Source organism: Pseudomonas sp. JR33AA (assembly GCF_021378985.1).
Lineage (GTDB): Bacteria > Pseudomonadota > Gammaproteobacteria > Pseudomonadales > Pseudomonadaceae > Aquipseudomonas > Aquipseudomonas alloputida.
Genome location: NZ_JAJSAW010000001.1, coordinates 710923 through 737592 on the forward strand (window position 1 = coordinate 710923; position 26670 = coordinate 737592).

The following is a 26670-nucleotide window of genomic DNA, read 5'->3' on the forward strand; positions in this document are numbered from 1 at the left end:
CCGGACTGAGCCTTAGACGCCAAATCCGGCTGCGGGTTGCAGGCAGACCGGGAACGTGTTCTGTTACCTCAAGTGTACTCGGCAAGCAGGATGCATATGGATTACCACAGCCCCTACTTCTTTGGTTACCTACTCGGCCTGATCCATCTGTTGGGTATAGTCGCCGCGCTGCATGCGCTGTTCACCGTGCGGACAGCTCAGGGAGCCATTGCGTGGGCGATGCCCTTATTCTTCATCCCCTACCTCACCTTGATCCCCTACCTGATCTTCGGCGCCCGCTCGTTCTATGCCTACATCAAGGCTCGGCGCCAGGCCAACCAGGAAATGCACGTGGCCATGGCCAACCTCAACTGGCGGCCCTGGGTTGAAGAAGCCCTTGCCGCCCGCGAGTCCGAAAGCTACACAGCCCTGCGCGCAATGCCCAAGCTGGGTCGCATGCCATGCCTGGCAAATAACCAGGTGAAACTGCTGATCAATGGCGAGGCCACCTTCGATGCCATCTTCGCAGCCATCGATAAAGCACGCTCGGCGGTACTGGTGCAGTTCTTCATCATTCATGACGACACCCTCGGCAAGGCACTGCAGCAACTCTTGCTACGCAAAGCCGCTGAAGGCGTGCAGGTGTTCGTGCTGTACGACCGTGTCGGTAGCCATGCCTTGCCGGCCAGCTACAGCCAGATGCTGCGTGACGGCGGTGTGCAGATCCATGCCTTCGCCACCCGTCGCGGCTGGTTCAACCGCTTCCAGGTGAACTTCCGCAACCATCGCAAGATTGTGGTGGTGGATGGCGCGCTCGGCTTCATCGGCGGTCACAATGTGGGAGACGAGTACCTGGGTGAACATCCACAGCTTTCCCCCTGGCGTGACACCCACGTCCAGATCAGTGGGCCGGTACTGGCCTGCCTGCAAGAGTCGTTCGCCGAGGACTGGTATTGGGCTACGCGCCAGCTACCGCCGCTGATCCTGCCCGATACCTACCCGGACAACGGTGTGCTGTGTCAGGCCTTGGCCAGCGGCCCGGCAGACCCACAGGAAACCTGCTCGCTGTTCTTCGTTGAAGCGATTCATTCGGCCACCCGCAGGGTGTGGATCACCAGCCCCTACTTCATCCCCGACGAGGCCGTGTTTGCCGCCTTGCGGCTGGCGGTACTACGAGGCGTCGATGTGCGGGTGCTTATCCCGTCGCGGCCTGACCACCGCATCGTCTACGCCGCCTCCAGCCTGTTTGCCTTCGAAGCGGTGCGTGCGGGGGTACGTATGTTCCGTTACCAACCCGGGTTTCTGCATCAGAAGGTAGTGCTGGTAGATGACGACATCAGTGCGATTGGGAGTGCCAACCTGGACAACCGCTCGTTCCGCCTGAACTTCGAGATTACCCTGCTGACAGTCGATCGCGGCTTCGCAGACCAGGTCGAGCGCATGCTCCACGAAGACTTCGAACAAGCGCGGGAAATTACTGCAGAAGACACCCAAGATACCCATCGGCTACAGCAATTAGCGATGCGCATTGCGCGGCTGATATCGCCGATTCTTTAAGGTGAGCACGACCGTTGCAAGAGCGGCCTTTCGCAATACCAGGCCGCTCCTGCAAAGCCATATCAAGGCTGTGACACCTGCGACTTCAGCGGTACAGGTCTTCCCGCGTCCAGGGCAGGTCATGATGCCCGTCGGCGTATGGCTTCACGGCCAATATCTGGTGCAGGTTGATCCAGCCCTTCTGAAAGGCGTAGGCACACCCGGCCAAGTACAAACGCCAGATCCGCAGAGTCTTCTCAGGCACCAGCGCTGCCGCCTTGTGCAACTGGTTCTCCAGGTTCTCGCTCCAGTGGTGCAAGGTTTTAGCGTAATGCAGGCGCAGGCTTTCCACGTCCACTACCTCCAGCCCGGCTTCACAGATATTGGCGCTGATCATCGACAGGTGCGGCAGCTCGCCGTGGGGGAATACATAGCGATCGATGAACTCTCCCGCCCCGCGCCCGACCGGTCGGCCATCCACGTGCTTGGCAGTGATGCCGTGGTTCATCACCAGCCCCCCTTCCCTCACTGCCCCGAACAGCTTTTGGCAGTACAGGGCCAGGTTGGCATGCCCGACATGCTCGAACATACCCACGCTGACAACCTTGTCGAAGCGACCATCCTGAGGCAGATCGCGGTAATCAAGAATCTGCAGGTCGACCTTGTCGGCAAGCCCTTCCGCTTGCACACGCTCGCGGCCGAGCTTCAATTGTTCCTTGCTCAGGGTAATGCCGAACACCTTGGCGCCATATTCACGGGCAGCGAACCGCGCCAGCCCACCCCAGCCGCAGCCAACATCGAGCAGGTAGTCACCGGCATCCAGACGCAGCTTGCGGCACAGGTGGTCAAACTTGTCCTGCTGCGCCTGGTCGAGCGTATTGTCCGGCTCACGGAAGTAGGCGCACGAGTAGGCCATGTCCTGGTCCAGCCAAAGCTGGTAGAACGCGTTGGACACGTCATAGTGGTAGGAGATGGCTTTGGCGTCTGTGCTCTTGTCATGAGACAAGCGTGGGGGCGGCGTTTCATCTTCGTCCGTCAGCAGCGCTTCGCTGAGCTCGTCGCACACGCGGATAGCCTCACCGATATCGCCTTCCAGCTCTAGCTGGCCTTCGACGAATGCGGTGCCCAACTGGTCCATGCTTGGGTGGGTCAACTGGCTGATCAGCTGCGGTTCCTTGACCAGGATGGTGACCTGAGGACTAGGCCCAAGATCAAACTGGTTGCCGTCCCACAGTTTCAGCCTCAGCGGCAGATGCAAGCTCTGCAATGCAGGTGGAAGTTGAGCAAGCATGAAACACCCTCCTGTTCGTAATGGGCCACGACGCCTACTATTTCGAACGTCACCGCATCAGAGTAGTTCATCTGAGGGATGTTTCCTCTAAGCAAGACCTTGGTCTAGAACCAAGCGTTCTTATCCGCGCATCACATTGTATACAATTTCCGCATCTCACTTTAACCTTGTGGCCCTCTCGCGCTTCTACATCCTGGAGTTGAACCCATGAAATCCTATGACGTGGTGATCATCGGCGGTGGCCCTGGCGGCTACAACGCAGCCATCCGTGCTGGCCAGTTGGGCCTGAGCGTTGCCTGCGTGGAAGGCCGCTCGACCTTGGGCGGTACCTGCCTGAACGTCGGCTGCATGCCATCCAAGGCACTGCTGCATGCTTCGGAGCTTTACGAAGCTGCCAGCGGTGACGAGTTCGCCCACCTCGGTATCGAAGTAAAGCCCACCCTCAACCTCGCCCAAATGATGAAACAGAAGGATGAGAGCGTGACCGGCCTGACCAAGGGCATCGAATACCTGTTTCGCAAGAACAAGGTCGAGTGGATCAAAGGCTGGGGCCGCCTGGATGGCATCGGCAAGGTCGTGGTCAAGGCCGAAGATGGTAGCGAAACCGCGTTGCAGGCCAAGGACATCGTCATTGCCACCGGCTCTGAGCCCACCCCTCTGCCAGGTGTGACCGTCGACAACCAGCGCATCATTGACTCGACCGGCGCGCTGTCGCTGCCGCAAGTGCCCAAGCACCTGGTCGTCATCGGTGCTGGCGTGATCGGTCTTGAGCTGGGCTCGGTCTGGCGCCGCCTGGGTAGCCAGGTCACCGTCATCGAATACCTGGACCGCATCTGCCCAGGCACTGACACGGAAACCGCCAAGGCCCTGCAGAAGGCTCTCGCCAAGCAAGGCATGGTGTTCAAGCTGGGCAGTAAAGTGACTCAGGCTAGCGCAGGTGCCGATGGCGTCAGCCTGACGCTGGAGCCTGCCGCCGGTGGTACCGCAGAAACGCTGCAAGCCGATTACGTGTTGGTGGCTATCGGCCGCCGCCCTTATACCAAAGGGCTGAACCTGGAAAGCGTGGGCCTGGAAGCCGACAAGCGCGGCATGCTCGGCAACGAGCACCACCGTACCTCAGTGCCGGGTATCTGGGTGATTGGCGACGTCACTTCGGGTCCGATGCTGGCGCACAAGGCCGAAGACGAAGCGGTGGCCTGTATCGAACGCATCGCCGGCAAGCCCCACGAGGTCAACTACAACCTCATCCCTGGCGTGATCTATACCCGCCCGGAACTGGCCACCGTGGGCAAGACTGAAGAGCAGCTCAAGGCCGAAGGGCGTGCCTACAAGGTTGGCAAGTTCCCCTTCACCGCCAACAGCCGCGCCAAGATCAACCACGAGACCGAAGGCTTCGCCAAGGTCATCGCCGATGCCGAAACCGATGAAGTACTGGGTGTGCACCTGGTGGGCCCAAGCGTCAGCGAGATGATTGGTGAGTTCTGCGTGGCTATGGAGTTCTCGGCCTCGGCAGAAGATATCGCCCTCACCTGCCACCCGCACCCGACACGCTCCGAGGCCCTGCGCCAGGCGGCGATGAATGTGGACGGCATGGCCATGCAAATCTGACGAGCCCCATTCCCTACGTCAGGCCATGCCCTTACCTTCATTCGCTTTGCAGGCATACAGGGATAGAGCCGCCTTTGATGCCGGCCGGCTCTATCTTCACGTATCAAGTCACAGCCAAGCCTTGATCTGCGCGCTCACTGCCTCGGTAGAGATACCGTAGCGGTCATGCAGCGTCGGCAGGGCGCCGGCATCGAGGAAGGCATCGGGTAAGGCGATCTGGCGGAAGGTCGGCGTTACACCGTTGCGCAGCAGCAGGCCTGCCACCGCTTCGCCCAGACCGCCGATAATCGAATGGTTTTCGGCGGTGACCACCAGACGTCCGGGCTTGCGCGCCTCCGCCAGGATCGTTTGTTCGTCCAGTGGCTTGATAGTGGGTACGTGGAGTACTGCCACATCGACGCCATCCTTCTGCAACTGCGCTGCAGCCTCGAGTGAACGCATGGTCATCAGACCGGTGGAAATGATCAGAACGTCCTTTCCGGTGCGCAAGGTCTTGGCCTTGCCGATCTCGAACTTGTAGCCATATTCGTCCAATACCAGCGGCACGTTACCGCGCAGCAGGCGCATGTACACCGGCCCCTGATGGGCGGCGATGGCGGGCACTGCCTGCTCGATTTCCAGAGCGTCGCAGGGGTCGACGATCATCAGGTTCGGCATGGCACGGAAGATGGCCAGATCATCCGTAGCCTGGTGGCTGGGGCCGTAACCAGTGGTCAAGCCCGGCAACCCGCAGACGATCTTGACGTTGAGGTTCTCCTCGGCGACGGCCATGCAGATAAAATCATAGGCCCTGCGTGAGGCGAATACCGCGTACGTGGTGGCGAACGGCACGCAACCTTCGCGTGCCATGCCAGCGGCTGCACTCATCAGCAATTGCTCGGCCATGCCCATCTGATAGAAACGGTCCGGGTGCGCCTTGGCGAAAATGTGCAGGTCGGTGTACTTGGACAGGTCCGCCGACAGGCCGACGATGTCCGAACGCTGTTCGGCCAGTGCCGCCAACGCATGGCCGAACGGCGCTGAGCGGGTGGCCTGGCCCTCGGCAGCAATCGAAGCGATCATGGCCGAGGTTGTCAGGCGCTTTTTGCCGGTTTCGGTGGTGTTTACGCGGCTCATACGGTTCTCCCGACCTGAAGGTTTTGCAATGCCAGATCCCACTCGTTTTCGTCGACGCGGATGAAGTGGGTTTTTTCACGCGACTCGAGAAAGTCCACACCTTTGCCCATCTTGGTGTCGCAGATGATGACCCGCGGCTGTGCCCCTTGATGGTTGCGTGCGGCGTCGAACGCGGCGACCAGGGCACCGATGTCGTTGCCGTCCACGCGCTGGGTAAACCAGCCAAACGCCTGCCAACGGTCAACGATGGGCTCGAATGCCAGCACTTCGCTGGAGTAGCCGTCGGCTTGCTGGTTGTTGACGTCGATGATTGCGATGAGGTTGTTCAGTTTCCAATGTGAAGCCGACATCGCGGCTTCCCAGGTTGATCCTTCGTTCAATTCGCCGTCCGAGAGCAGGTTGTAGACAAACGAATCCGAGTTCTTGCGTTTCAGGCCCAGGCAGGCGCCGACCGCAATGCCCAAGCCGTGGCCAAGCGACCCCCCGGTTATTTCCATGCCCGGCGTGTAGGCGGCCATACCCGACATCGGCAGGCGGCTGTCGTCCGAACCATAGGTTTCCAGTTCCTCCAGGGGGATCACGCCGGCTTCGATCAACGCTGCATACAGGGCGATGGCGTAGTGACCGATGGACAGGTAAAAGCGGTCGCGTTGCTCCCATTCGGGGTTGTGGGGCTGATAGTGCAGCGCATGGAAGTACGACACGGCCAGCAAGTCAGCGGCGCCGAGGGCCTGGCCGACATAACCCTGGCCCTGAACCTGACCCATGCGCAGGGCATGGCGGCGAATGTTGTACGCGCGTTCGGCGAGCGCCGAGAGCGAAGAGTCGGGTGCGTTGACAGTCATAGTGACTACTCCAGCGAGTTAACGATTGACCGATGCGGCGGGAATGCGCAGGACCAGCGTGGCCCCCGCGAGCAGCACTGCGGTGATCAGGTACATGCCAATGGCACTGGAACCGGTGGAAGTGGTGATCCAGCCGATCAGGTAAGGCGAGCAGAACCCGGCAAGGTTGGCGAAACTGTTGATACCGGCAATACCTGCCGCGGCTGATACGCCGCCAAGCAGAGTCGTGGGCAGCATCCAGAACAGTGAGGAAGCCGAGAGCACGCCAGCTGCTGCAAGGCACAGGCTGAGTACCGACAGCAGCAGGTTGCCACCCAGCAGCGCCGCCAGCGTCAGGCCGATGGCGCCAGCGATCATCGGGGCAATCAGGTGCCAGCGACGCTCGCGATGCTTGTCGCCACTACGGCCCATCAGCAGCATGGCGGCGATGGCGCACATGTAAGGCAGGCTGGTCAGCATGCCGATGTGCAGTGGGTCCGATACCCCGGCATTGCGGATCAGGGTCGGCAGCCAGAAGGTGATCGCGTACTGCCCCATTACTACACAGAAGTAGATGCAGGCCAGCAGCCATAGGCGGCGATCACGGATGAATTCCCGAGGTGAGGCATGAGTGACCTTCTGGGCGTTGTCCTCGGCGAGCTCCTTGGTAACCAGGTCCTTTTCTTCATCGGTCAGCCAGGTGGCCTGATGCACGCCATCTTTGAGATAGCTCAGTACCAACAAGCCGACGATGACAGTCGGAATTGCCTCGATGACGAACATCCACTGCCAGCCCGCCCAGCCATGAAAACCTGCGAACTGATTCATGATCCAGCCTGACAGTGGGCCGCCAATCATCCCCGATAAGGGAATCGCGACGAACCAAAGTACGGTCATCTTTGCGCGACGGTAGGAAGGGAACCAGTAGGTCAGGTACAACAACAGGCCTGGAGCCAGACCCGCTTCAGCGATGCCCAGCAGAAAACGCAGGGCATAGAACTGCCAGGCGGTTTCAACAAAGGCGAATAGAGCGGAAATGATCCCCCAGGAAATCATGATCCGTGCGATCCAGCGACGTGCGCCGACCTTGTGCAGAATCAGATTGCTGGGCACTTCGCAGAGAAAGTAGCCAATGAAGAACATGCCGGCGCCCAGGCCATAAACGGCCTCGCTCAGGGACAGGTCGCTCATCATCTGCAACTTGGCGAAGCCCACGTTTACCCGGTCCAGATAGGCACACAGGTAGCACAGCATCAGGAACGGCATCAGTCGCCAGGCAGTCTTGCGGTATGCGTTGGAGCGCACGGCCGAAACCGCGTCCAATGACAGGGTGGTAATCATGATGGTCTGATCTCTTGTTTTTATCGATTCAGAACAGCGTCAACCACGCGGATTGACGCAATGTGCATCAGTGAATGAGCATGCCGCCGTTTACATCCAGAGTGATTCCGGTCAGGTAGGTCGACAGATCGCTGGCCAGAAACAATGCGGCGTTAGCGACGTCTTTCGCTTCGCCCAGACGACCCAATGGAATACCGTCGATGATTGCGTGGCGACGATCGTCCTGCATCAGACCGCCAGTAATGTCCGTGTGAATCAGGCCCGGAGCGATGGCGTTCACGCGCACGTTGTCCGGCCCCAGCTCTCGCGCCATGGCCTTGGCCAAGCCCAGTACCCCCGCTTTCGCTGCGCTGTAGTGTGGGCCACCGAAAATGCCACCGCCACGCTGTGCCGATACCGAGGACATGCAGACAATGCTGCCCGAACGTTGCTCGCGCATCAGAGGAATGACGGCCTGAGACATCAGCAGAGTGCCGCGCAGGCTGACGTCGAGTACCTTGTCGTAGTCGCTGTGCTTGATGTCCAGGGTCTTGAGGGGTTGGGTGATGCCAGCGTTGTTGACCAGCACGTCGATGCGGCCAAAGTGCTCGATGATCTGGGCAACTGCCTGGTTTACCTGCGCCTGATCGGCGACGTTGGCGGCCAGGCCGAGATGCCCTTCACCAAGAGACGCTGCAGCATCGCGGGCAGCGGCTTCATCCAGATCGAGGATCACCACGCGGGCACCTTGAGCAGCGAATGTGGCCGCAGTGGCCCGGCCGATCCCGCGTGCCGATGCGGCGCCAGTGATGATTGCGACTTTGCCTTGAAGAAGCATGGATGTGACCTCTGATTGTTTTTATAGGGTCGATTCAGGGGAATCGATGGGCGTACTTTGGTCTCGGCACAGACCCTGAGCAATAACGCAAAAATCATTGGGTGCTGAAAAAAATTCAGCACTCGTCACCCTGATTACTAGATGATTGAATGGAGGTCCCAATAAGAATATGCGCTGCGAGCGAAGTGACTGATATGCGATCTGTTGACGATACCGCGCCGGCCCTTCCACCCCTGAGAGCGATTCAGGCCTTTGAGCAAACTGCTCGTTTCGGTAATGTTGCCCGCGCTGCGGAAGTGTTAGACCTCACCCCTTCGGCTGTCAGTCATCAATTGGCCAAGCTCGAAGCAATGATTGGTCGACAACTGTTCTTTCGCGCGGCGCGTGGCGTCAGCCTGACCCCCGTTGGCGAACAGTATCTGAAAGACGTTTCCGGCATTCTGCACAGTCTTTCCGTCGCCACAGAGCGGGCCAGCAGCGACGTCAGCCTCGATTGCCTGCGTTTGCATTCGTCACCGAGTTTCGGCCTGCTGTGGCTGATGCCAAGGCTGGAAGCATTTCGTATGGCGCACCCGGATATCCAGATCAACCTGTCGTGCTCCTATGAATCCCTGCATTTCAGTCGCGACAAGATTGACGTCGACATTCGCCATGGCGAACCCAATTGGCCCAGCTACGAGGTGCGCACCTTGGGCAATGAGGCATTTGCCGTGCTGGCCTCACCGAAACTGCTGGCCCGGCACAGGATCGACGACGCGTCGGACCTACTGCGTCGGGACCTGATTCTCTCCGAAGCCACATTGTTGAAATGGCCGGCCTGGTTCGCTCGACACGGCCTCGCCCGCCCGGAAAAGCCCTACGCCTTGAGCTTCGATCGTTCCTACATGTCCCTGGAGGCCGCCAGTCACGGGCTGGGCTTTGCACTCGAAAGCACGTTATTAGCGCAGAAGTACCTTGCGTCCGGAACACTGGTGGAAGTCGTGCCACACATCTTCAGCGCACCTGTGGCAGCCCATCATCTGGTGTTTCCGAAAGCGCATTCCGGGTTCGAACGGGTCAGGCGTTTCCTGGCGTGGATGGAGAGGGAGCTCGGGCATGGCTTCGTGTTTTAAGCATGCTGATGATCGCGTGCATGTGCTGTGACCCGCGCTCGGAATGGCGGATCGCAAAGGTCGAGCCTCCGGGCGTGGAGCTTCGAGCAAGGCCTAGCTGGTAGATTGGTTATCGCAGCTTGGCGATTTGGAGACTCTAATTTGTCCAAAAACTAAAGCGAGCCGATGCGGGCGAGCTCGGCTTTCAGCTCGTCCCGGCTCAGTTGCTGGACAGGCAGCGCAATGAATGCGCGTACGCGCTCCTTGATCTTCGCCAGCGTGGTCTGGAAGGCTTCTTCGATCTCTGCCTCGCTCCCGGTGGCCGCCGATGGGTCGGCTAGGCCCCAATGGGCCTTGAGTGACGGTCCAAAGAAGATCGGACAAGCCTCACCGGCGGCACGGTCGCACACGGTGATGACAATGTCGGGGGGAGCACTTTCGAACGCATCCGACGCCTTGCTCGAAAGGCCAGCGGTGGAGATATCGGCTTTTTCCAACGTCTTCAGCGCCCGCTCATTGACCTTTCCGCTAGGGAAGCTACCCGAGCTAACAGCCTGCATCCCCTCGGGTGCCAGATGATTGAACAGCGCTTCGGACAAAATGCTGCGGCAACTGTTGTGGGTGCACATGAACAAGACTTTCATCCGATATCTCCGATTCAAAAGCTCAGGCGGACGGCCAACGCGGCCAAGGTGGCGAACAGGATCGGCAGCGTCAGGACAATGCCGGTGCGCAAGTAGTAACCCCAGGTAATGACGATGTTTTTGCGGGCCAGCACGTGCAGCCAAAGTAAGGTGGCCAGGCTGCCGATGGGGGTGATTTTGGGTCCCAGGTCACAGCCGATGACGTTGGCGTATACCATCGCTTCCTTAACCACACCGGTGACCTCGGCGGAGTGGATCGACAGTGCGCCCACCAGAACCGTGGGCATGTTGTTCATGACCGACGATAAGCCTGCTGCGAGTAAACCCGTGCCTATCGAGGCGCCCCAAACGCCGTAGCCGGCGAATACATTCAACACTTGCGCCAGATAGTCGGTAAGGCCGGCGTTACGCAAGCCATAGACCACCAGATACATACCCAGCGAAAACACCACGACCTGCCAAGGCGCTTCCTTGAGTACCTTGCGGGTAGAAATGACGTGTCCACGCGCGGCGATCAGGTAAAGGATCAGCGCGCAGACGGCGGCAATCGCACTGATCGGTACACCCATCGGTTCAATGACGAAGAAACCGACCAGAAGGAGTGCGAGCACCCACCACCCAGCGACGAACGTCGCCTTGTCGCGGATCGCCGCTTCGGGGGCTTTGAGCTGATCGAGGTCGTAGGTGCGCGGAAGGTCCCTGCGGAAGAACCACAGCAGCATCGCCAACGTTGCAGCAACACTGACGAGGTTCACGGGCACCATAACCGAGGCGTACTCGCTGAAGCCGATATTGAAATAGTCGGCAGAGACGATGTTCACCAGGTTGGAAACCACCAGAGGCAGGCTCGCGGTATCGGCGATAAACCCTGCTGCCATGACAAAGGCCAATGTCGCCGCCGGGGAAAAACGTAGCGCCAGCAGCATGGCGATAACGATCGGCGTCAGGATCAACGCCGCGCCATCGTTGGCGAACAACGCCGATACTGCTGCGCCCAGGAGAATGATGAAAGCGAACAGCCTGCGGGTGCTGCCGTTACCCCAGCGGGCTACATGCAACGCTGCCCATTCGAAGAAACCCGCCTCATCCAGCAACAGGCTGATGATGATGACGGCGATGAACGTTGCGGTGGCGTTCCAGACTATATGCCACACCACTGGGATATCAGACAGATTCACTACGCCCGCCAGCAGCGCCACGACCGCCCCCAGCGCAGCGCTCCAGCCCACCCCCAGCCCCTTGGGCTGCCAGATCACCAGAACCATCGTTACCAGAAAAATCAAAAATGCGATCAACATGACTCAACTCAATCAGTGAAGTGAAAATCAAGCACAAGCAGCAGGGCTTTGTGGGCGCTCGCCCATTTCAGCAAGGCGCACAGCATCGGCGCTCAGCCACTCGGCGTTTGCATCGACAACACTCTTGAGCATCATCAGCACCCATTCCGGCAAGGACGGATTGAGGCGGTAGTAAACCCATTGTCCCTGCCGCCGGTCCATGAGGATTCCGGCCTCGCGCAATTGAGCCAAGTGCCGGGAAATTTTTGGCTGGCTGAGGTCAAGGGCGCAGGTGAGCTCACATACACAGAGCTCGCCTTCACGGGCGATCAGCAAGGTCATCCGGGCTCGGGTTTCGTCAGCCAGGCATTTGAAAACGATGGGGGGTGTGAGGGTTTCCCGCATGTGACCTCCTGGGAACGCATGTACGGCTCATATCTGGAGGTTCGAATATATGAATATATGAATATTCGGATATGCGGTAAAGCAGATATTGATTTGCGCAGTCGGCTTGCCCACCTGGACCTTCTGCAGCCCAATCGTAGGTTCTGTTCCTTTCATCGTGGAGAAACGGAGCGTGGATACGGGGCATTGAGGGAAGTGGCCAGGTTCGTCTGATCCGTTCGCTGGTCGTGCTGCCCGGCCAAAAAAAAGGGGGGGTCAGTGACTCTGCTGCTGAGCACTTAAACGCATAGCCGATGCCGACGGGGCTCAGAGCTCCATTTGCTGACGGGCTTGGATGACACGTGAAATGCCATTGACCCATTGACCTGCAGAAAAAACGTTGCAGGGCCTGAGCTGTAGAACCGCATCATACGCCGCTAGGAAAGGCCTCCCAGAGCTCCTGCGACAGGTTTTATCTGTACAGCAAGGCGGAGGTCTTGGTGATGGATCTACGCAGGTGAGTTTTCAAAGATCTGTTCGCGGCTAGGCAAGCGTCGAATTGCGATCGGCTGATGCAGGTAATGGGCACGATCAACGAGCGTTGGGGCCGAGGTACGATGCGCTCTGCCAGTGTGCCAATCGCTCCCGACTGGGGTATGCGCAGGGAGATGATGAGCCAGTCGTACACCACGCGGCTTGATCAGTTTTGGACCGTGAAGTGCTAACGACTAGAACAGCCTTCTTCTGCTGATTCAAGAGCTAAAAAGTTAGAAAAAGATGGCATCGTGCTACGTACGGTGCATCTGCATAAGGTGTTTGCCTGCAGCGTCTTACGCCCTTTCTTGGCCGGTACGCTGCCGATGATCGGATGCAAACCGGCGTTTTTAACCGACAAACCAGCAATGCCAGTCAAAAGTAGGCATCGCTAGCTCTGGCCTCTCTGATTCGTTGTTCTCGTGTCGCTTCTACTTGCTCGAGCGACTGCAGTGAGCATGTCTGCTCCTTGTAGCGATAAACGCCCTCCCCGGGTTCAGCGACCACTACCCCTCCTTTGGCCAACAGCGCCAGTCGTGTGCCAACAGGTAACCCGGTCATCGCGCAGTCCTCAGGCCCGAGGTGAAAGGATGCATACACCAATGACTCGTGCAAAACCCACCGTAACTTGCTGTTGACCACTTCTGAAAACGCCAGAAGAATCACGGCGGTATATACCACCCCCATCACGCACGATCCATGCAGCCACTGGCGCCGTCGCCAGGCTGAGCTGGGTAAGAATAGATTCCAACAAATAGCGGCGGTGCGATTACGCCTCATCTGCTGCCTGAAAGTCGGCGCCGTCATACCGAACACTACTGCACCGATAAACATCACCATCGGCATCAGCAAGCTCGTTGCCAGGTACCAGATGTAGACCAAATAGATGAAAGTCAGGGTTTTCTGTGCACCTGGAAACTGCCCCGGCTCAATACGCGTCTGCCCGAGGATAAAGGCGTCAGCTTGTGCGCTGGCTACTAGACCCGCAGCTACCGTCAACAATGCGGCCAGTACCGTCAGCCAGCCCTTGTGCCGTGCATAGCTCTCTACCAAACGCAGCAAGCGCACAGCCAGCACTGTTGACCCCAGGCTAAGCAACGCAAACAGCCATTTCGCCAGCGATTTATCGACTGTGCTGCCCAGCCAATGAAACATCATCATGACTAGCAAGACAAACACACACATCGTGACCAGCGCGCCCAGATACTCGTCAACGCCCCAGTCTCTCACGCTGAAATTCAGCTTCCAGCGAAAGTGCCGGTTCTGAGTTCGGACAAACAGCGGCCGGTGAATACTACGATCCAAACAATAGACGCCCGCTGCGAACAGCACATAGAGCGCAACATATACCCACATCAGCCTCGGCTCCCTCTCCTGTAAGCGCATCGTGCCATAGCACATGAATGGGGTATATCAAATCAAAGCTAACTCGCCGTCTGGGCACGGTGGTAGAGGGCGCGAGAGTTTGTAGTGTGCGAAAGGCATGCCCAAAGGGCTACCTACGCCGGCAAGTCTCGGGGATTGTCGTTCACGAAGTCGAACTTCAGAAGCTGGCATTTCAGCTTGAAGAAAAAATAGTGAACTCGCGGATTTCGGTGGCGGGGAGTATCAAGCCAGCGAACCCAAAGGCGGGGTGTGTTTTGTACTGCGGGGTGGTTGCGCGAGACGTATTGGCCGACGTGCCCGAATTCGTCCAGATACGCGACGTAATGCGTCATATCTACCGGATTCCTTACCCCAAAAACACGAAAACCCGCTGCTTTCGCTAGGCGGGTCTTGGAAGGTAGGCGCGAGAGTCGCCCCTCATGCGTTGAGAGAAAATATATGGATAGATGATACGTATGTTAATTAAATTTGATTAACCGCCGTGATCTGGCGTGACCTTTCCTGATGCAGCGTGACCTCATTCCAGGCAGCGTGCCTCTACGTAGCCTCATGAAGGCCTTGACCTGCAGCTCGGCTCCCATCAGGCAGTGGCGTTCAGTGGTCTCGGAGCTCGTTACAGCGACCTGAGTCGCACGCGGTTTCCTAGACACCTCCAAGCCTCATAAGAGGCCCAAATAGGAGGTGCCGTGTCGCTAGCTTGCCGAAGATTCCCATGTTGCTCGCACGCCAGTTGAGGTGCGGGTTACGTCTGACGTACGAGGCGAGGGATTCATCATGGGATTTGGATAGACATGGATGAGGGTCGACACAGGCTTGCGGTGAGCGCAATAGCTGAAAGATGGGCGCAATGAAGAAGGGAGCCGGTTAGGGCTCCCTCCGTGCGCGACAGTTTTTATTGTGGTGCGACAGTTTTTAATTCTCAGAATCCAATCTGTGGATTTAGAGAATTAAAACTGTCGCATTGGGTCCACGATTCTCGGGCCTTGCAGCCCATCTCAGAGAAAGCGCAAAACTGTCGCAACACTCAAAAATATTGGTTTACTCAAATGCGTTAGAGAATTAAAGCTGTCGCAGCCAGCAACGGTGCGGGCTGGGACGCTCTAACGTGGCATTGGGATTTGGGATAGGAGCTTCTTGGAGCCTCGGGGCGAAGGCCGTCGTCACCGAAATCAAACCGCCAGCACAGCAGCGCTGCTATCGAACCGTTCGATGGTGGCCAGCGGTGATATCTCGGTCATGCCCCAGCCACGATGGTTTTGACGCCCTCTACGTCACTCCAACGCTTCGTGGAGCTGATCACGGCGAACAATAGGCGGTTATTGCTGATCGGCGTTGCATCGATAGCGAAGCGCCTGCCCAACGTTGGCTCCTGTAGGAGCAGGCGGCGGCCTATGCAGGTGCATTTCCCTAGGTCAATCAATGAAGGGGCTCGGACGGCAGTCCAGAGGGCTATGTCTCCATCGGCTCGGCGGAATACGAAGCTGGGCACGGCGCGGCCATTCGCCTGATCCCCATGGGTGACCTGGTTCCTTCGACCGCTTCCATGGCCTCAGGGCAGTATGCGACCAGCCGTGACCTGAATCTGGTCTACAAGACGCCGTTGAATGAGCAGGTCCAGGACTTCGTGGGCTATGCGCAATCGAAGCAGGCCGATGACTTCGTCACGCGGATGTACTTCATCCCGGTCGCGAAATAACGACCGGCGTTGCTGCCCAGGGCCGATTCATGACACTACCTATCGTTGAGTCCATCTCACCGCCGCCATCGGCGCTGCGCGGATGGGTGTTCTGGTCGGCGATGACCATGCTGGCCTTGCTCGGGGCGGCGATCGTGTTCCTGATCGTTGCGTTTCTCCTGGGTGAGGCGCTCCCCTTGATCAGCAAGGGTGGCTTGACCCGGTTCTTCACTGACGAAGGCTGGTGGCCGAGGGATGCCAGTTTCAATATGACGCCGATGGTCGTGGCCAGCCTCTACCTGACGATCGGGGCGCTGCTGGTGGCTACGCCGTTGAGCCTGGCGATATCGCTGGTCACCACGTTCAAGGCACCCACCGGACTGGCGCGGTTGATGCGCAATCTGGTGGAACTCAGTGCGGCGGTGCCGACGGTGGTCTACGGCCTCTGGGGCGTGAGTGCCATCGTTCCGATCATCAACCTGTGGAGCCCTCCGGGAGCCAGCCTGCTGGCTGGTGTTCTGGTGGTAGCCCTGATGATCATCCCGACCATTACCGTCCTGACCCAGTCAGCCCTCCAGGGGGTCCCGGTCGCCTATGTGCAGGGCGCTGCGGAACTAGGTGTTTCCGAGAATCAAACCCTGCTGCGCATTGTCGTGCTTGCAGCGAGGCAAGGCATTTTCTCCGCCATGGTGCTCGGTGCAGCCAGGGCCATTGGGGAAACCATGGTGGTCCTGATGGTCTGCGGCAGTATTGTGCAGGTCCCCACTTCGTTGTTCGAACCCGTTGGCATGTATGCGGGAAGCGGTGTGGCGCTTCATGAGGAGGCTTTCAATACCGGCCAAGAGAGTCCACGGCCCGCGGGGGGGACGCGCTTGAAGCTCGCATCGATCACGGGATGGCAAAGCGGAGCCTCTGCACCAAGTGTCTTACATTCGTTTTTTGAACCCGTGACCCCAAGCGGGGAATAGTATAGCGTGTTGTCAATGTGGCGTGAGGGTATTCTTAGTGGCCAGTTCCAACTCATCTCAGTCGATGCAGGACTTCAGTCAAAATTTGCGACTTCTCTGCGGATATTATAAGTCGGTGGCAAAGGTGTGTCGCTCACTAGATATAAATCGTCAGCAGTTTAATAAGTATTTGGGGGCGCAAGCGACTCCCTCACCTTTTACGCTGCGTAAAATCTGCAATTTTTTTGGCGTGGATGAGGAAGAAATATTTTCCGAGCATGAATCCTTTCGTGCTCTTCTCACCACACAAAATACAGTGCGAGATTCAGACGGTGCAGTACCAGTAGATTTTTTTCCCAGCTCTGCGCACGAGTTGTCGAAGTATCAGGGTTACTACTTTGTTTATTTGATGTCTCCCGCCGCGCCGGGAGAGGTGATCAAATCGATTACCCGCTTGACTCGCTCGGGCGAAAAGATCCTTAGCAAAACCTTCGAGAGGATGAGGTTGGGCGATGACCAAGCGAAGACTTTTGGTATTAATAAGTACCGTGGGTTCTGCTTTGCCTCCTCCGATCTGATCTACCTCGTCGAGCGCGAGTATCTGTCATCCCGGGGCTATATATGGTCGGCAATCTATCCCTCCTACCGAAGTCGTTTTCGTTTTCTCAACGGCTTGGTCATCGGCGTTTCGGGTGACAATTTCCGGCGTCCTTTTGGTGCCCATGTAGTATTTGAGTACCTAGGCGAGTCGATCGACCTGCGTAGCGCTCTCAGCAGCTGCAGCTGTTTTCCGATTGATGCTCCTCAGATTCCCGTCGAGGTGAGAGCGCGGCTACTGGTTCATCCATCAGAAGGTGAATTCAACCTTATCCCTCCCCTGTTCTAAACCTCCAAAGGTGACGCTAGCTGACGCTCATGGGCGTCACCTAGCGTTTTTTTTTTCGTGTTCGCGAAATTGAGATGGCCTTCAGGCAGATCGATAATTCATACACCATCCAGAAGTCAGTTTCGTTAATGGCCAACCACACGTGCATTCCACTTGAAGGAATGCTGGCTTTACAAACGATTCGCTGTGCCCACCATAAAAATAAGAGGAAAATTTATGAAAGTAAGAAGAGCATTAATGGCGGGCTTGATGGCGCTGTCTGTGACTGCGTCATTAACCAGTGGTTCGGTGTGTGCGGCAAACAATACCTTGGTTGTCGCTGATCGAGCCTCATTCAAGGATTGGGATCCAGCTTCGGCTTTTTCGGAAGAAGTACGAGTGCTGGGGAATATCTACGAGACACTAGTTTTATATAACGCGCCAGGCAGTGCAGAGGAGTTTTCCCCCGGTCTCGCGACGTCGTGGGAGAGCAGCGACAGTGGCAAAACCTGGACCTTCAAACTGCGGCACGGTGTGAAGTTCCATGACGGTTCGGCCTTTAACGCGGCAGCGGTCAAAGTCTCCATTGATTACGTCAAGCAGCTGAACCAGGGCGCTGCATTTGTATGGAAAAATCTGGATGCCGTCGAGGTCCTCGCTGACGATACGGTAGCGCTCAAGTTTAAAAGTCCCACGCCGGCCAATCTGATCGCGGCAGGTCAGTATGCCGCTTATATCATTGCCCCGGCGGCAGTGGAAAAAGGGCATAGTTGGATGATGGCTCCCAACGCCATCGGTACCGGCCCCTACAAACTTGGGCAGGTCGAACAAGGCCAGCAAGTAGTGCTTGAGCGATTCGATGGATACTGGGGTGGGTGGAAAGAAGGGCAGTTTGATCGGGTCATTGTGAAGGTTGTATCCGAAGCCTCCACCCGTACTCAGATGATCAAAAATGGCGAGGCTGGGGTCGCCTGGGATATTCCTCTTGATCAGCTCAAGGTGTTGGGAGAAGACCCCTCAATCAAGGTGAGCACCGCGCCTTCTTGGAAAAATTTCCAGTTTTTGATCAATACCCAGAAGTATCCTACGAATAACCTGAAGTTTCGTCAGGCATTGCAGTATCTCTGGGACTATGAAAGTGTCACCAAAGACATTTTGCATGGCTACGGCAGTGTTCCCAAGGGGCCTTTGCCCACCAGTATTTGGGGGCATGCCAGCGTGCCTATGGCCACTTACGATCCGGACAAAGCCCGACAATTGTTGGAGGCCTCCGGTGTGCCTAAGCAGGACTGGAAGGTCTCGATGCAGTATATCAGTGGTGTCTATTCAAACGCAGCCGAACTGTTTCAGGCTACTGCGTCTCAGGTAGGCGTTGAGGTTGAGTTACGCCCCGGCGAGTGGGGCGTCCTTTGGGATCGGGCAAAGAAGCTGGAAACCGCTCCCAACATGCAATCTATGGCATGGTGGCCGACATATTCGACACCTAGCGATTGGCTTGTAAGTGAATTCCATACAGAGAAAACGACGCTGTTCAATCTTTCTCACTACAGTAATAAAAAATTTGACCAGTTGATAGAAGAGGCGGGAGATCTAGAGGGCAGTGATCGGGCCAAATCAACTGAAAAGTATGTGCAGGCACAGCAGTTATTAGCCCAGGACGCTCCTGCGATCTGGTACGCCGACGTTCAGCAGATACGTGTCTCCCGCAAAGACATAAAGGGTATGGAAAAAAGCCTGAATCCAGCTTACGAAGCAGTTCTCTACTACAACCTGAGTCATTGAGCGTTGACTCGTACTTGTTGAAGTGGAGCGTGTCGTAGCTGATATGCCAAGTAAATATATGGCCAGATATTTAATCTGTCTGGTCAGATCACCAAGGGTCAATCCGCTTTTGGGTGTTTACGTAAGGTGTAAGCGGTTCGGGTCTAGCTTTTAGCCACAAAGGGTGTTCCAAATGGTGAATTATATAACCCAGCGATTGATAGTGATGTTCTTCATTCTTCTAGGAGTGTTGACTATCACCTTCGTTCTGAGTCGAGCTCTTCCGGGTTCCCCGGTGGAAATGATGCTAGGGAACCACCCCACGGTGGAGCAGATTGCCGTCGCACGTGAAAAACTCGGGTTGGATAAACCTCTGCCAGTCCAGTACTTAAATTACATCGGCGATCTTCTCCGAGGTGATTTTGGCACTAGTCTGCGCACCGGACGGCCGGTCATGGAGGAAGTGGTCAGGCGGGTTGGAGCGACCTTTGAACTGACATTCCTCGCGATGTTCTGGGTTGTAGTGCTAGGTGTGCCGATCGGTGTTATCTCAGCTGCGAGGCAAAACCGGGTGGTCGACAATGCCGCACGAGCGGGGTCCATCGCCGGGACGGCATTTCCAGTGTTCATCCTGGCCATGGGCTTGCAGTTGCTGTTCTACGGGAAGCTTAACTGGCTACCCCTGCAAGGTCGTATCGATGCCTCCATTCTTCTCGATAGCCCGTTTGAGCGAGTGACGGGCTTTTACCTGATTGACACGCTGCTGGCCGGTAATTTCGTAGCACTGTGGAGTGCCATTAAGCATCTGACGCTACCCGTGCTCACCTTGGTCATAGTGACCTTGGCCACTGTCACCCGGATTACCCGCAACATGATGGTTGAGGTGCTATCTGAGGAGTACATCCGTACGGCGGTTTCTTACGGTGTACCCAAGTGGCGTATCCATTACGCCTATGCACTCAAGGCGACAATGATTCCGCTCCTGACGGTGGTGGGCCTGACCTTCGGTTACCTACTCGGTGGTGCGGTAGTTGTTGAGTTTATTTTCGATTGGCCAGGCCTAGGCGGCTTCGTGGTGTTTTCGATTGCCCAGAATGATTTCCCCGCTGTTATCGGAGCCACTCTGGTGCTGGCCACGACATATCTGTCGATCAACCTAATCGTTGATCTCTTGTATCACCTTGTTGATCCGAGGCTGCGAGTCCAATGAGTACCCAAGACATATCACAGTCCATGCCTTCACGAGCCCCATCATGGCGTATCAAGGCCTTGGCTTTTGCCAGCGAAAACAAACTATTCGTATTCGGTGCGCTGTTGTTACTGCTGATCATACTGGCAGCAGTCTTCGCGTCCTGGCTTGCCCCTTATGAGCCGAACAAGATTGTCTTTTCTCAGAAATTGCTGGCGCCCAGCTGGGCACACTGGATGGGCACCGACGAGTTTGGGCGTGACATTCTTTCACGGGTGCTTTATGGCGCACGCACCTCACTGGTTATCGGGGTGAGCGTAACTTTGATCGCGATGCTAATCGGAATTCCTATTGGGCTTGTTTCCGGTTACTTCGGTGGGCGAGTTGATACGCTGCTGATGCGTTTATCAGATGTGTTTCTGGCCTTTCCGCCGTTGTTGCTACCGATCGCTATCACCGCTGCTCTGGGATCGGGATTGGCCAATGCCATGTTAGCGCTCGCTGTGTCTTGGTTTCCCTGGTACGCGAGGATCATGCGCGGTGCAGTAGTACGGGTTCGTTCAGAAACCTATATCCAGGCAGCCCGTTCTATGGGCGTCAGTCACGGACGTATCTTGCTGCGACATGTACTGCCAAATGCCACCACCCCTGTAATCGTGCAGGGCTCCATGGATTTTGGTTACACCATTCTCGCCGCTGCCTCGTTGAGCTTTATCGGGCTGGGGGCCAAGCCGCCCATGATCGAATGGGGGCTGATGGCCGCGGCGTCGCGCTCGCAGTTGCTCGAGAACCCCTGGACTGTGTTGTTCCCCGGAGTGGCGATTTTTGTCCTGGTGCTGGCCGTCAATCTGGTGGGTGACGGGCTGCGCGATGTGCTCGACCCAAAGAAGGGGACACGCTGATGATCGATGAATCCTTGCAATATTCTGCCGTCGAGAGTCTCGCCGTTTCGAGTACAGACGCAGCGCAAGCTCTAGTGCTAGAAGTGGAAGGGCTGACGGTGTCTTTCCCTGGTTTGTTCAAGACCGTAAAGGCCGTACGTGGCATCGACCTCAAGTTAAAGCGCGGCGAAATCCTGGGCTTGGTGGGGGAGTCGGGCTCGGGTAAGTCAATGACCGCTATGTCCTGCCTTGGATTGGTGCCTGAGACCGCTCGGCTGGGAGGCACTATCAGGGTCGCCGGACAGCAGGTTAACGGCGCATCAGCCTCGCAGCTGGCGGCGTTGCGTGGCGGTGGCGCGGCGATGGTCTTCCAGAATCCGATGAAGGCGCTCAACCCGTTCTTCACGGTCGGGCGGCAGATGTTCGATGTCATCGGCTGCCATCGGCAACTGAATAAGGCACAAATCCGCGCCGAGGCGCTGAGCTCCCTGGAAGCGGTCAGCATGCCAGACCCTCCTCTGGTGTTGGCTAAGTATCCGCACCAGTTGTCTGGCGGCCAGTTACAGCGAGTCGTGATTGCCATGGCGCTGGCCTGTCGACCGAAACTGCTGATCGCCGATGAGCCGACCACGGCGCTAGACGTCACAGTGCAGGCGCAGATCATAGCCCTCCTGCGCAAACTGGCACGCGAGCAGGATCTAGCGATTCTGTTTATCACCCACAACCTTGGGGTAGTCGCTTCGCTCTGCGACCGGGTGGCGGTTATGTATGCCGGCGAAGTGGTGGAGAGCGGCCCGGTGGGCCAAGTGTTCAAGCGACCTGCACACCCCTACACCATGAAGTTGATGGGTACCGTGCCCACGTTGGGGCAGGGGCCTCAGCCGCTGGGTTTCATCCCGGGGCAAGTGCCGAACATGGCGGCTCCCCCAACGGGCTGCGCATTCCGCCCACGTTGTGAGCGTGCCACGGGACGCTGCGTTCACGCTGCGCCAAGGGTAGAAATTGGCGAGGGACATTGGGCCGCTTGCCACAACACGTTAGTCAAGGTGTGAGGCTTTTTTGAAAGGTAAACGGCTATGAATAACAACAAACAGCCCGCACTGCTGAGTGTTAACCAGTTGCACAAGACCTACGCCAGCCGCGACGGCCTCGTGACTGCCATTGACCACATCAGCCTGGAGGTTCAGGTAGGTGAAACGGTCGCGCTGGTGGGAGAGTCCGGTTGTGGCAAAAGCACGGTTGCCGCGACCTTGCTCGGTCTGTTAGCAGCCGATAGTGGGCAAATTTTAGTCGAAGGTCGGCCGTTGCCCACTGATGCCAAGGCGAGGGGCCGGAGCTTGAGTATGGTGTTCCAGAATCCCTACGCCTCGCTGAACCCGAAAATGAAAATCAAGGCGATTGTTGCCGAGCCACTGAAGGTCGCCTTTGGTTTGCACGGGAGCGCCTTGCACGAGCGTATTCTTCAATTGCTTGGAAATGTGGGGATGGGCGAGGAGCACATGGATCGCTATCCCCATGAGTTTTCCGGTGGACAGTTGCAGCGTATCGCTATCGCTCGGGCCCTGGCGTTGGAGTCGAAACTGCTAATTCTCGATGAACCTACGGCTGCGCTCGACGTGTCGGTTCAAGCCCAAGTGCTGCAATTGCTCAAGACGCTGCAGGCCGCTAATGGGCTGAGCTATCTGTTTATCAGCCACGACCTGGCGACAGTCGAGTATCTGGCGCAGCGGGTGCTTGTGATGTATCTGGGGCGCATCGTCGAGGCAGGGCCTGTGGAGCAAGTGTTCGGCCAACCGCGTCATCCCTATACCCGCGCGCTGCTCAACTCAGTGCCCTCCATCGACCCGGACCGTCGGGACCAGTTGCAGATCCTTAGCGGCGAGATCCCCAGCCCCTTGAACCGACCTGCTGGGTGCCACTTCGCGCCCCGTTGTCCGCGAGCCAGTGAGCGTTGTCGCCGAGAGGTGCCAGCCGAGACTCGGGAATACGGCCATCGTTTTTCTTGCCATCACCCACTGAACGACGAGATCTGAACCCCATGTACGACAAAAAGGACATGACTGCCCCCGGCATTAGTTATCAGGACTTAATGCTGATGCAGGGCTATCCGCCCTCCCGCGAAAAGCAAGTCGGCCAGCATAACTGGGACAGTCCGCCCTATAACCGCTGGTCGTTCCAGCACATGAGTCAGCTGTTTCCGGTAGCAGCTATTCATCGCGGTCCCGGGCCGGTCAGCGAACTTGAGCGCAATGAACGCTCACTGGACGCCGTACTTTTCCAGCGGGTCGACGGCGGGCAAACCGACCTGGCGACCTTCTTGAACGATAGCTACACCGATGGCTTTTTGGTGCTTCATCAAGGCAAGGTGGTTACTGAGCAATATTTTAACGGTATGCAGCCGTACACGTTGCATCTGCTGCAGTCGGTATCCAAGACTATTATCGGCAGTCTGGTCGGCAGGTTGATCGGCCAAGGCAGAATCGATCCCCAAGCGCGGGTCAGCACCTATGTGCCCGAGCTTTCGGAAAGCGGATACGGCGACGCCCGTGTACAGGATCTGCTGGATATGCGCACGGGCGTAAGATTTAGGGAGGATTACACCGATCCGGATGCTGAATTCATCCAGTTGGATGTCGCCTCGGGTTGGCGTGAACGGGGTGAGCTGAAGTCCCCCGACAGTATTTACGGTTTGTTGAAGTCGCTGGGTAAAGACCGTGAACATGGGAAGTTCTTTGAGTATCGCTCAGTGGATACCGACATGTTGGCCTGGGTCTGTGAGCGGGCTTGCGGCGAGCGGCTCCCCGTTTTACTAAGCCGGGAGATCTGGTCCAAACTGGGGGCAGAACAAGACGCGAATATCACCCTCGATTGCGTTGGAACCGCATTAGCCGATGGCGGGATGAGTGCCACGTTGCGTGATCTGGCGCGCTTTGCTCAGATGTATCTGCAGGGCGGATATTTCAACGGCCAGCAGATTGTTCCGGAGGAATTCGTACGCGCATGCGGCAGCGGTTCCACACCGGCGTTTGAAGTCCTCTATGGTTTCTATGTCAAGCACTTTCCTAACGCAGCCTACAGCAATCAGTGCTGGGTGCTAGATAGCGAACAAGGTAATTATTCGGCGCGTGGAGTGTTTGGGCAGAGTATTTATTGGCATCCGGCTTCTGAAGTAGTCATTGTAAAACTCTCTAGTTGGCCGGACTTTATCAATGCGGAATGGACGTTGAATACCTTCCGTGCTTGTGACGCAGTGGTTGAAGAACTGCAACGCAGTTGACCCGGGAATGTGAATGACTGCGGTTTTTTAGGTGCCTCCTAACTTGGTGGAGAGGTGCTAGGTTCAGCTTCGGACAACTTCACCCAGACCCAACAGACCGTGTTCCATTTAGCCTATTGGCCCTCAGTTTGACGCTGTTCGCAGCTTTCGTTCTGGTGGGCCCTACCCCATTCATCTAGACCGCGATTTTGTCGTGGCCGAGATGACTGTTGCCAACAATAAGATCTAGAAAAGAGACGGAGCGACTATGAACTTTAAGACTAACCGGCCCTTGCGCACATTGGCCTCTCTTGCGCTGTTGTGTGCACTTTCCACTCCCGCGATGGCGATACAGGTTACCGACAATCTCGATCTCGGTGGCGCCGTCCGGGCGCGTTGGGACTATGATCCAGATCGCGATATCCAGAAGTTTAACTTCGACACCGCGATCCTCTCCGCCAAGTACAAATCCGACACCTGGATTGGCGAGGCCAAATACCGGTTCTACGGTCGAGCTTACCCTTACCAGTACACCAAGAACGTCGGGGACATCCAGTTCGCCGAACTTGCGTGGATCGGCTACAAGTTCAACCCCGACCAGCAGGTCCAGGTGGGCCTGAACCAGCTACCGTTCGGGTTGCAACCGTACTTCGGTAGTACGTTCTACCAAACTCTGGGGGCCGTCATGGGACTCGAAGACGTGGAACAAGTCGGCGCCAAGTACATCCACCAAAGCGGCGACTGGAATATTCAGGCCGGTTACTACCTGCGCCCGGCGTGGCAGGGCAAAGGCACCAGCAACGGTGAAACCTACTCCACCGTGGTCTCCGAAGCGGACAGCTATGTCACCGACGGCAGCAACAACCAGGAACGCAACACAGTGGTCCTGCGGGTGGCCAAAGCGCTGGACCTGGGGCCGTGGAAGTCCGAAGTCGGGATCTCAGGCCTGACCTCGTCCCTGGAGAACCGCGACACGAACAATGATGGTCGGCGCAATGCCATGGCGGTGCACTACATCGGCAAAAACGGCCCGTGGGAAGTGCAACTGCAAGCCGCGCGACAGCAGATGTCTCCGCGCAACCCCGGTACCGATGAACTGGTGACTTTCGGAGGTTACGACGGCACCTTCAATGTCGCCAGTCGCGGTAACTTGTACGTCGCGGATGTGAGCTACGATGTAAGCGGTAAGTATCTGTTCGATCTGATCAGCGGTGTGAAGCTGTACGCTAACTACAGCGCTTTCGACAAAACCGCTGATGATTTCAAGACCTCGCAACGGATGATTGTCGGCACATCGTTTTCCCTCAGTAAACTGTGGATCGCCACGGAATGGCTGCACGGAAAGAATGATCCGGTCATCGGTGGCAGCAGCCTCACCCAGAGTTTGGGCGCTGGAGGAAGTAATCAGTGGGAAAACCAGTTGTACATGAATATCGGTTATTATTTCTGACCCAGATTCATTTGCTGCCGCTCTAACAATCGCGTCATAAGCGGGCTCGCTTCTATTGGTTTAGCGCATAACCTTTAGGAACGAGCCCGCTCGCGATTAGCCGAAGCAGTACCTTCATGAGCCCGGATAGGAGTTTCATCTTGTACGATCTTACCGCTGTGGTGAATGTCATGGGGCTCTGCGCGGTGGCAGTCTTTGCCGTTTCTGGTGCACTGAGTGCGGCGCGCCTCAAGATGGATATATTGGGGTTTATACTGATTGGAACAGTCACAGGGCTCGGGGGCGGCACGCTGCGTGATGTGCTGATAGGGAATCTACCTGTTTTCTGGATCAGGGAACCTACTTGGATTGTAATCTGCCTTGTTTCCTCTGCCGCGACCTATTACATCGCCCCCAGACTTACGTCGCTTGCGGGAGCTCTTCTTTGGATGGATGCAATTGGCATAGCATTATTCGCGGCAGTTGGTACTGAAGTGGCTCTACTTGCTGAAGCTTCACCCCTGATCGCAATTTGTATGGGAGTGGTGACAGCCACATTTGGCGGGATTACGCGTGATGTGTTATGTGGTAGCAATCTGACTCTCATGAATGAAGAGCTGTACATCACCACGACCTTGGGAGGTTCTATTGCCTACTACGCTCTAAGCACTCTGGGCTATTCGAATAGCTACGATTTGCTTGGCGGTTTTATTGTCGCGTTTACACTGCGCGCATTGGCGATCAGATTTAACATCAAACTGCCTAACCGCTATCGAGCGAGCTAATCTGGTGCTTATTCTGTGTCTAATCCAATTACCCGTAGCGCGTGCACCTGCGAC

General features: G+C 56.9%; 24 protein-coding genes and 1 pseudogene. 15 read left to right on the plus strand and 10 right to left on the minus strand.

Features of this window, described 5'->3' with window-relative positions:
• Nucleotides 1–96: 96 nt before the first annotated feature.
• Complete coding sequence (gene cls, locus LVS58_RS03180) at nt 97–1536, plus strand: cardiolipin synthase (RefSeq protein WP_233689835.1); 1440 nt, start codon at nt 97–99, stop codon at nt 1534–1536.
• Between the two features lie 85 nt (nt 1537–1621).
• Here cls and cfaB read toward each other — a convergent pair whose 3' ends face one another.
• Nucleotides 1622–2806: a C17 cyclopropane fatty acid synthase CfaB gene (cfaB, locus tag LVS58_RS03185; RefSeq protein WP_233689836.1), complete on the minus strand. Its 1185-nt coding sequence runs from the start codon at nt 2804–2806 to the stop codon at nt 1622–1624.
• Between the two features lie 207 nt (nt 2807–3013).
• Between cfaB and lpdA the strand changes: the two genes are divergently transcribed.
• Nucleotides 3014–4414, plus strand: coding sequence for a dihydrolipoyl dehydrogenase (gene lpdA, locus LVS58_RS03190; protein ID WP_233689837.1), 1401 nt, complete (start codon nt 3014–3016; stop codon nt 4412–4414).
• A 108-nt stretch (nt 4415–4522) separates the two neighbouring features.
• On the opposite strand, the gene LVS58_RS03195 is transcribed toward lpdA, so the two are convergent.
• The 4 genes from LVS58_RS03195 to LVS58_RS03210 all read right to left on the minus strand — a co-directional run bounded on the left by LVS58_RS03195 (nt 4523) and on the right by LVS58_RS03210 (nt 8512).
• Nucleotides 4523–5530, minus strand: a complete 1008-nt coding sequence (locus tag LVS58_RS03195; protein ID WP_233689838.1) for a transketolase family protein — start codon at nt 5528–5530, stop codon at nt 4523–4525.
• Nucleotides 5527–6375, minus strand: coding sequence for a transketolase (locus tag LVS58_RS03200; protein WP_233689839.1), 849 nt, complete (start codon nt 6373–6375; stop codon nt 5527–5529). Before LVS58_RS03200 ends, LVS58_RS03195 begins: the two co-directional genes overlap by 4 nt.
• 18 nt (nt 6376–6393) lie before the next feature.
• On the minus strand, nt 6394–7695 hold the full coding sequence (locus LVS58_RS03205; protein WP_233689840.1) for an MFS transporter: 1302 nt from the start codon (nt 7693–7695) through the stop codon (nt 6394–6396).
• A 67-nt stretch (nt 7696–7762) separates the two neighbouring features.
• On the minus strand, nt 7763–8512 hold the full coding sequence (locus tag LVS58_RS03210; protein ID WP_233689841.1) for an SDR family NAD(P)-dependent oxidoreductase: 750 nt from the start codon (nt 8510–8512) through the stop codon (nt 7763–7765).
• A 194-nt stretch (nt 8513–8706) separates the two neighbouring features.
• On the opposite strand from LVS58_RS03210, the gene LVS58_RS03215 reads away from it, so the two are divergent.
• On the plus strand, nt 8707–9624 hold the full coding sequence (locus tag LVS58_RS03215; protein WP_029380745.1) for a LysR substrate-binding domain-containing protein: 918 nt from the start codon (nt 8707–8709) through the stop codon (nt 9622–9624).
• Between the two features lie 152 nt (nt 9625–9776).
• Here LVS58_RS03215 and LVS58_RS03220 read toward each other — a convergent pair whose 3' ends face one another.
• From LVS58_RS03220 to LVS58_RS03230, 3 genes are read right to left on the minus strand one after another with little or no spacing between them, the layout of a single operon-like run.
• Nucleotides 9777–10247: an arsenate reductase ArsC gene (locus LVS58_RS03220; protein ID WP_233689842.1), complete on the minus strand. Its 471-nt coding sequence runs from the start codon at nt 10245–10247 to the stop codon at nt 9777–9779.
• Nucleotides 10248–10261: 14 nt separating this feature from the next.
• Complete coding sequence (locus tag LVS58_RS03225) at nt 10262–11545, minus strand: arsenic transporter (RefSeq protein ID WP_233689843.1); 1284 nt, start codon at nt 11543–11545, stop codon at nt 10262–10264.
• 27 nt (nt 11546–11572) lie between these two features.
• The gene (locus tag LVS58_RS03230) at nt 11573–11929 is read right to left on the minus strand and encodes a metalloregulator ArsR/SmtB family transcription factor (RefSeq protein ID WP_233689844.1); all 357 of its coding nucleotides are present in this window, start codon (nt 11927–11929) and stop codon (nt 11573–11575) included.
• Nucleotides 11930–12381: 452 nt separating this feature from the next.
• On the opposite strand from LVS58_RS03230, the pseudogene LVS58_RS03235 reads away from it, so the two are divergent.
• A pseudogene (locus LVS58_RS03235) lies at nt 12382–12633 on the plus strand (DUF4113 domain-containing protein); the annotation flags it as partial.
• A gap of 184 nt (nt 12634–12817) precedes the next feature.
• On the opposite strand, the gene LVS58_RS03240 reads toward LVS58_RS03235, so the two are convergent.
• Together LVS58_RS03240 and LVS58_RS03245 are read right to left on the minus strand one after the other, a co-directional pair.
• On the minus strand, nt 12818–13798 hold the full coding sequence (locus tag LVS58_RS03240) for a hypothetical protein (RefSeq protein WP_233689845.1): 981 nt from the start codon (nt 13796–13798) through the stop codon (nt 12818–12820).
• 143 nt (nt 13799–13941) lie between these two features.
• Entirely contained in the window at nt 13942–14160 is a 219-nt protein-coding gene (locus tag LVS58_RS03245) for a hypothetical protein (RefSeq protein ID WP_233689846.1), read from the minus strand.
• Nucleotides 14161–15371: 1211 nt separating this feature from the next.
• Here LVS58_RS03245 and LVS58_RS03250 point away from each other — a divergent pair.
• The 11 genes from LVS58_RS03250 (at nt 15372) to LVS58_RS03300 (ending at nt 26616) form a co-directional block, all read left to right on the plus strand.
• On the plus strand, nt 15372–15524 hold the full coding sequence (locus tag LVS58_RS03250) for a hypothetical protein (RefSeq protein ID WP_233689847.1): 153 nt from the start codon (nt 15372–15374) through the stop codon (nt 15522–15524).
• A 29-nt stretch (nt 15525–15553) separates the two neighbouring features.
• Complete coding sequence (locus tag LVS58_RS03255; RefSeq protein ID WP_190869809.1) at nt 15554–16471, plus strand: PstC family ABC transporter permease; 918 nt, start codon at nt 15554–15556, stop codon at nt 16469–16471.
• 37 nt (nt 16472–16508) lie between these two features.
• Complete coding sequence (locus tag LVS58_RS03260) at nt 16509–17336, plus strand: helix-turn-helix domain-containing protein (RefSeq protein ID WP_088512631.1); 828 nt, start codon at nt 16509–16511, stop codon at nt 17334–17336.
• Between the two features lie 186 nt (nt 17337–17522).
• Nucleotides 17523–19097, plus strand: coding sequence for an ABC transporter substrate-binding protein (locus LVS58_RS03265; RefSeq protein ID WP_233689848.1), 1575 nt, complete (start codon nt 17523–17525; stop codon nt 19095–19097).
• 172 nt (nt 19098–19269) lie between these two features.
• Nucleotides 19270–20286, plus strand: a complete 1017-nt coding sequence (locus LVS58_RS03270; RefSeq protein ID WP_267954217.1) for an ABC transporter permease — start codon at nt 19270–19272, stop codon at nt 20284–20286.
• Nucleotides 20283–21167 (plus strand): ABC transporter permease, encoded by an 885-nt coding sequence (locus LVS58_RS03275; RefSeq protein WP_088512634.1) that lies wholly within the window; start codon nt 20283–20285, stop codon nt 21165–21167. The genes LVS58_RS03270 and LVS58_RS03275 overlap by 4 nt, the downstream gene beginning before the upstream one ends.
• Entirely contained in the window at nt 21167–22198 is a 1032-nt protein-coding gene (locus LVS58_RS03280; protein ID WP_233689850.1) for an ABC transporter ATP-binding protein, read from the plus strand. Before LVS58_RS03275 ends, LVS58_RS03280 begins: the two co-directional genes overlap by 1 nt.
• A gap of 24 nt (nt 22199–22222) precedes the next feature.
• Nucleotides 22223–23179 (plus strand): ABC transporter ATP-binding protein, encoded by a 957-nt coding sequence (locus tag LVS58_RS03285; protein WP_088512636.1) that lies wholly within the window; start codon nt 22223–22225, stop codon nt 23177–23179.
• A gap of 5 nt (nt 23180–23184) precedes the next feature.
• Nucleotides 23185–24423: a serine hydrolase domain-containing protein gene (locus LVS58_RS03290; protein ID WP_233689851.1), complete on the plus strand. Its 1239-nt coding sequence runs from the start codon at nt 23185–23187 to the stop codon at nt 24421–24423.
• Nucleotides 24424–24670: 247 nt separating this feature from the next.
• Entirely contained in the window at nt 24671–25852 is a 1182-nt protein-coding gene (locus LVS58_RS03295; protein WP_233689852.1) for a hypothetical protein, read from the plus strand.
• Nucleotides 25853–25992: 140 nt separating this feature from the next.
• Nucleotides 25993–26616 carry a trimeric intracellular cation channel family protein gene (locus tag LVS58_RS03300; protein WP_207238204.1) on the plus strand — a complete coding sequence of 208 codons (624 nt, stop codon included), beginning with the start codon at nt 25993–25995 and terminating at the stop codon, nt 26614–26616.
• The last annotated feature ends 54 nt before the right edge of the window (nt 26617–26670 follow it).

Bases quoted from the DNA above. Each gene is read 5' to 3' on its own strand.
- cfaB (WP_233689836.1), bottom strand. From the start codon at position 2,806: ATGCTTGCTCAACTTCCACCTGCATTGCAGAGCTTGCATCTGCCGCTG.
- LVS58_RS03195 (WP_233689838.1), bottom strand. From the start codon at position 5,530: ATGAGCCGCGTAAACACCACCGAAACCGGCAAAAAGCGCCTGACAACC.
- LVS58_RS03245 (WP_233689846.1), bottom strand. From the start codon at position 14,160: ATGACGCATTACGTCGCGTATCTGGACGAATTCGGGCACGTCGGCCAA.
- LVS58_RS03240 (WP_233689845.1), bottom strand. From the start codon at position 13,798: ATGTGGGTATATGTTGCGCTCTATGTGCTGTTCGCAGCGGGCGTCTAT.
- LVS58_RS03200 (WP_233689839.1), bottom strand. From the start codon at position 6,375: ATGACTGTCAACGCACCCGACTCTTCGCTCTCGGCGCTCGCCGAACGC.
- LVS58_RS03285 (WP_088512636.1), top strand. From the start codon at position 22,223: ATGAATAACAACAAACAGCCCGCACTGCTGAGTGTTAACCAGTTGCAC.
- cls (WP_233689835.1), top strand. From the start codon at position 97: ATGGATTACCACAGCCCCTACTTCTTTGGTTACCTACTCGGCCTGATC.
- LVS58_RS03230 (WP_233689844.1), bottom strand. From the start codon at position 11,929: ATGCGGGAAACCCTCACACCCCCCATCGTTTTCAAATGCCTGGCTGAC.
- LVS58_RS03205 (WP_233689840.1), bottom strand. From the start codon at position 7,695: ATGATTACCACCCTGTCATTGGACGCGGTTTCGGCCGTGCGCTCCAAC.
- LVS58_RS03225 (WP_233689843.1), bottom strand. From the start codon at position 11,545: ATGTTGATCGCATTTTTGATTTTTCTGGTAACGATGGTTCTGGTGATC.
- LVS58_RS03210 (WP_233689841.1), bottom strand. From the start codon at position 8,512: ATGCTTCTTCAAGGCAAAGTCGCAATCATCACTGGCGCCGCATCGGCA.
- lpdA (WP_233689837.1), top strand. From the start codon at position 3,014: ATGAAATCCTATGACGTGGTGATCATCGGCGGTGGCCCTGGCGGCTAC.
- LVS58_RS03290 (WP_233689851.1), top strand. From the start codon at position 23,185: ATGTACGACAAAAAGGACATGACTGCCCCCGGCATTAGTTATCAGGAC.
- LVS58_RS03255 (WP_190869809.1), top strand. From the start codon at position 15,554: ATGACACTACCTATCGTTGAGTCCATCTCACCGCCGCCATCGGCGCTG.
- LVS58_RS03280 (WP_233689850.1), top strand. From the start codon at position 21,167: ATGATCGATGAATCCTTGCAATATTCTGCCGTCGAGAGTCTCGCCGTT.
- LVS58_RS03270 (WP_267954217.1), top strand. From the start codon at position 19,270: ATGGTGAATTATATAACCCAGCGATTGATAGTGATGTTCTTCATTCTT.
- LVS58_RS03275 (WP_088512634.1), top strand. From the start codon at position 20,283: ATGAGTACCCAAGACATATCACAGTCCATGCCTTCACGAGCCCCATCA.
- LVS58_RS03295 (WP_233689852.1), top strand. From the start codon at position 24,671: ATGAACTTTAAGACTAACCGGCCCTTGCGCACATTGGCCTCTCTTGCG.
- LVS58_RS03220 (WP_233689842.1), bottom strand. From the start codon at position 10,247: ATGAAAGTCTTGTTCATGTGCACCCACAACAGTTGCCGCAGCATTTTG.
- LVS58_RS03215 (WP_029380745.1), top strand. From the start codon at position 8,707: ATGCGATCTGTTGACGATACCGCGCCGGCCCTTCCACCCCTGAGAGCG.
- LVS58_RS03250 (WP_233689847.1), top strand. From the start codon at position 15,372: ATGGCCTCAGGGCAGTATGCGACCAGCCGTGACCTGAATCTGGTCTAC.